The 1,370-nt window shown below is 68.0% G+C and carries 1 protein-coding gene and 1 pseudogene; both read left to right on the top strand.

The features are described 5' to 3' along the window. Window positions 1–92, top strand: a pseudogene (locus ACFVJS_RS27965) (CopY family transcriptional regulator); the annotation flags it as partial. Window positions 93–165: 73 nt separating this feature from the next. Further along, window positions 166–1,203, top strand: coding sequence for a hypothetical protein (locus ACFVJS_RS27960; protein ID WP_008359930.1), 1,038 nt, complete (start codon window positions 166–168; stop codon window positions 1,201–1,203). The last annotated feature ends 167 nt before the right edge of the window (window positions 1,204–1,370 follow it).

The following is a 1,370-nucleotide window of genomic DNA, read 5'->3' as shown; positions in this document are numbered from 1 at the left end:
GTCTGGTGCAGGCAGCGGCCGCGGGTGGGACGGAAGCCGACGAGAAGATCAAAGAGGCCTCCGACGCCATCGCCCGCTTGGTCCGCTCCTGACCCGCGGCATCGCCTACACGGACAGCCACTACTGACACCAGGACCGTATGGGTCCCGACTAAGGAGCCTCCACGTGAAGACCTCGCTCAAGCTCGGCGGATTCATCGCCGCTCTTGCTGCCGTTCTCGCCGTCGCGTTCGGCGTCGGCAACGCCACCGGGCCGATCGGCCGAACCGCACAGAACACCGACCACTCAGGAGATGACATGACCACGAACGCGGGCCACGGGCAGGCCGGCCACGACAACACCGACAGCAAAGCCAGCGGGCACGCCGGCCACGGCGGGGGTGCTAGCAAGCTGCCCGGCGGGCTGATGGTCTCGGAGCACGGATACACGCTGGACCTGGACTCGGCGATCCTGGCTGCCGGCCGTACTTCGGTGAAGTTCCGGGTGACGGGTCCCGACGGAGAGCCCGTCACCGACTACGAGCCCACCCATGACAAAGAGCTCCACTTCATCGCCGTCCAGCGGGACATGAGTGGGTTCCAGCACGTGCACCCCACGCTGGCCAGGTCTGGCGACGAGGCGGGCACGTGGACGACCGACCTCGACCTCACGCCCGGAGCGTGGCGGGTCTTCGCCGACTTCCGGGCCACCGCCCATGGCGAGACCATGACGCTGGGCAGCGACATCTCGGTCCCAGGCACCTACCAGCCGGCGCCGCTGCCGCCCGTCAGCCAGACTGCAGAGGTCGACGGCTACACCGTCACGCTGAAGGGGCAGCTGGTTCCCGAAGAGTCCTCGGAGCTGACGCTGACGGTGAGCCGGGATGGGCAGCAGGTGACCGACCTGGAGCCTTACCTCGCCGCGTACGGACACCTGGTGGCGCTGCGCTCGGGAGACCTGGCCTACCTGCACGTTCACCCCGAAGGTGAGCCGGGAGACGGCATCACCAAGCCCGGCCCGGACATCACCTTCTTCGCCACCGCGCCGTCTGCCGGACCGTATCGCCTCTACCTGGACTTCAAGCACGACGGCGTGGTCCGCACTGCCGAGTTCACCGTCCAGGCCGGCAGGTCCGCGCCCGCGTCGGGGGAGCCCGAGGCAGGTGAGTCCACCGCACAGCCCAGCGGTTCCGGCTCGGCAGGTCACGGCGGTCACAGCCACTGACCAGAACCAGCCGACACGCATCGAGAACGAGAAGCATTCGGTGAGGAAGGAAGAGACAATGAGCGCGCTCAGTGACGTCATGCCCGAGAGCGGTGCCCCCGGCAACCAGGTCGAGCTTGCGATCGGTGGTATGACCTGCGCCTCGTGCGCGAACCGCATCGAGCGCA

Source organism: Nocardioides sp. NPDC057772 (genome assembly GCF_042798075.1).
GTDB lineage: Bacteria > Actinomycetota > Actinomycetes > Propionibacteriales > Nocardioidaceae > Nocardioides.
This window is presented reverse-complemented; position numbering and strand designations above follow the sequence as displayed.